Origin of the sequence: Terrisporobacter muris (assembly GCF_024621905.1) — a bacterium.
GTDB lineage: Bacteria > Bacillota > Clostridia > Peptostreptococcales > Peptostreptococcaceae > Terrisporobacter > Terrisporobacter muris.
In genome coordinates, this window is record NZ_JANKBY010000369.1 from 1 (window position 1) to 3,172 (window position 3,172).

A 3,172-nucleotide genomic window follows, 5' to 3' on the forward strand; every position below is an offset into this window, starting at 1 on the left:
TTTATTAACTACAACTTATTATACCTTATTTCTATTTTTATATAAAATCATTTCAATATATCAAAAAAACGAATCAGCTATAAAAATAACTAATTCGTCTTTTATTATTTATTTAAAACATCTAATTTAAGTAAGTCTGCCTTATCAGTCTTTTCCCAAGCAACATCTAAGTCATTTCTACCAAAATGTCCATATGCTGCTGTATTTTTAAATATAGGCTTTCTAAGTTCTAAATCTCGAATTATTGCACCTGGTCTCAAATCAAAATGCTTATTTATAAGCTCAACTAATACTTCATCAGAAACTTTACCTGTTCCAAAAGTATCAACAAATATAGATAGAGGTCTTGCTACACCTATAGCATAAGCTAGTTCTATTTCACATTTATCAGCAAGTCCCGCTGCAACTATATTTTTAGCCACATATCTTGCTGCATAAGCAGCTGATCTATCAACTTTAGTTGCATCTTTTCCTGAGAATGCTCCTCCACCATGTCTTGAATATCCACCATAAGTATCTATTATTATTTTTCTTCCTGTAAGACCTGTATCACCTTGAGGTCCACCTATAACAAATCTTCCCGTTGGATTTATATATATTTTAGTTTCTTCATCTAATAAGTTAGATGGTATTACTTCTTTTATCACTTTTTCTATTAAATTTTCTCTTATTGTTTCAGTTTCCACATCTTCGCTGTGTTGAGTAGATATAAGTATAGTATGAACTCTAAGAGGAGTATTTCCTTCGTATTCTACAGTTACTTGAGTTTTACCATCCGGTCTTAAGAAATCTAAAGTTCCGTTTTTTCTAACTTCTGTTAATTTTCTTGATAATTTATGAGCTAAAGATATAGGTAATGGCATTAGTTCTTCTGTTTCGTTGCACGCAAAACCAAACATTATACCTTGATCTCCCGCTCCTATAGCTTCTATTTCATCTTCACCTTGTTCACCGGTTCTATTTTCTAAGGATTCATCTACCCCCATGGCAATATCTGATGATTGTTCATCTATAGCTGTTAGCACACCGCATGTATCACAATCAAATCCATATTTTGCTCTATCATATCCTATTTCTCTTATTGTTTCTCTTACAACTTTAGGTATATCAACATATGCATTTGTGCTTATTTCTCCTGCTACCAATACAAGTCCCGTCGTAACAGTAGTTTCACAAGCAACCCTTGATAGTGGGTCTTGTTTTAATAATTCATCTAATATGGCATCTGATATTTGATCACATATTTTATCTGGATGTCCCTCTGTAACTGATTCTGATGTAAATAAATGTCTCGTCATGTTTCTCTCCTTATATAAGTTTATTTTTTTTTCTTTTTTTCACGATTTTTTATTAAATTATCGGACGCAACTAAGGATAGTTCTCTTAGTATTTTGCATGCTACAATTGTAGATACGTTACTTCTATCATAATCAGGACTAAGTTCTACTATGTCGCAACCCACTAAATTTATATTTGAATTTTTTAGTATTTTAAATATTTGTTCAAACATTCTATATGTTATTCCTCCAGGTTCTGGCGTTCCTGTTCCTGGGAATATGGATGGATCTAATACATCCAAATCTATTGTTAAATAAACATTTTTACCACCTAATGTAGATACTATCTTCCAAAAAGTATCTATGGTATGAGTTTCCATATACGTATGTCTTTCTTTTAAAGCAAAATCAAACTCTTCTCTTGTCCCTGATCTTATTCCAAATTGAAATATTTTCCCATCACCTGTTATATCCCAAATTCTTTTTATTACTGTTGCATGAGAATTTTTATCATTATTATATTCTTCTCGTAAATCTGTATGTGCATCAAAATGAAGTACATATACATCACCATATTTTTCACTAATTGCTTTAAATACAGGAAGAGTAACTAAATGTTCTCCTCCTATCATAAATGGAAATTTATCATCATTAAGTATTTCTTTAGTTCCTTCATAAATTTCATTTAACACTTTATCAGTATTACCTATACTTAACTCTAAATCACCCATATCACATATATTAAAATCTTGTAAATCTAATCCCAATAGTGGACTATATGTTTCAAGTCCATAAAATTCACCTCTCATGGCACTACTTGCAAATCTAGTCCCCGGTCTATTAGAAGTAGTTCCATCAAATCCAGCTCCAAATACTATCACATCTGATTCTTCATAATCACATTCCATTTCCATAAATTGTCCAACATTGTAAAATCTATTATTTTTCATTTAACATATCCTTTACATATTGAGGCAACATAAAAGCTCCAACATGAATATCACTATTGTAATATTTAGTTTTTAATTTTAAAGCTTCCCATCTTTCTCTATTTTGATCTTTTATAGGATCATATTTTTTTGATGCAAATCCAAATAACCAATGTCCAGATGGATATGTCGGAATATGTGCTTGATAAACTTTAGCTATCGGGAATAGATTATTTATTTTTTCATAAGCTCTTTTCATTTCTTTTGCATTAAAGTCAAAATATGGACTTTCATTTTGATTTACAAGAATTCCTTCGTCAGACAATATTCTGTAACAATTATTATAGAAATCAACTGAAAATAATCCTTCTCCTGGACCTATTGGATCAGTTGAATCAACTATTATTAAGTCATAAGTCTTATCTTTAGAGTTTTTAACAAAAGCAACCCCATCTTCGTAATATAAGTTAACTCTTTCATCATCTAATTTGCATGCACAAATATCTATAAATTCTCTTGATACATCTACTACCATCTTATCTATTTCAACCATATCTATATTTTCAATTTGAGGATATCTAGTAAGCTCTCTTACTGTTCCTCCATCTCCACCACCTATAACTAATACATTTTTAATATTCATATTAGTAGACATTGGAGTATGAACTATCATATCATGATAAATAAATTCATCTTTATAAGTTACCATCATTAATCCATCTAATGTTAAGAATTTCCCATATTCTTTACTCTCAAAAACATCCACCCTTTGAAAATCTGACTGTCCACTAAAAAGTTGTTTATCAACCTTTATGGAAAAACGTACATTATCTGTCCATTCTTCTGTATACCAAAATTCCATAAATTTTCCTCCATTTTGTTATTTTATAACTATATATTTTATCTATATCTCTGTATTTGTATAATTTTTATTTTTATGTTAAAATATTATTTCGATTTTTATTT

3 protein-coding genes are annotated in these 3,172 nt (G+C 29.8%); all 3 read right to left on the minus strand.

Annotated elements, in window-relative coordinates:
• Positions 1 to 104: 104 nt before the first annotated feature.
• Genes metK through speE form a run of 3 tightly spaced genes read right to left on the minus strand, consistent with a single transcriptional unit; the run spans position 105 to position 3,068 of the window.
• Complete coding sequence (gene metK, locus NSA58_RS17895; RefSeq protein ID WP_039680573.1) at positions 105 to 1,298, minus strand: methionine adenosyltransferase; 1,194 nt, start codon at positions 1,296 to 1,298, stop codon at positions 105 to 107.
• Positions 1,299 to 1,318: 20 nt separating this feature from the next.
• The gene (gene speB / locus NSA58_RS17900; RefSeq protein ID WP_039680572.1) at positions 1,319 to 2,227 is read right to left on the minus strand and encodes an agmatinase; all 909 of its coding nucleotides are present in this window, start codon (positions 2,225 to 2,227) and stop codon (positions 1,319 to 1,321) included.
• Positions 2,217 to 3,068: a polyamine aminopropyltransferase gene (speE, locus tag NSA58_RS17905; protein ID WP_039680571.1), complete on the minus strand. Its 852-nt coding sequence runs from the start codon at positions 3,066 to 3,068 to the stop codon at positions 2,217 to 2,219. The genes speB and speE overlap by 11 nt, the downstream gene beginning before the upstream one ends.
• Positions 3,069 to 3,172 lie beyond the last annotated feature (104 nt).

Coding starts and splice junctions, on each gene's coding strand:
- metK (WP_039680573.1), bottom strand. CDS start 1,298: ATGACGAGACATTTATTTACATCAGAATCAGTTACAGAGGGACATCCA.
- speB (WP_039680572.1), bottom strand. CDS start 2,227: ATGAAAAATAATAGATTTTACAATGTTGGACAATTTATGGAAATGGAA.
- speE (WP_039680571.1), bottom strand. CDS start 3,068: ATGGAATTTTGGTATACAGAAGAATGGACAGATAATGTACGTTTTTCC.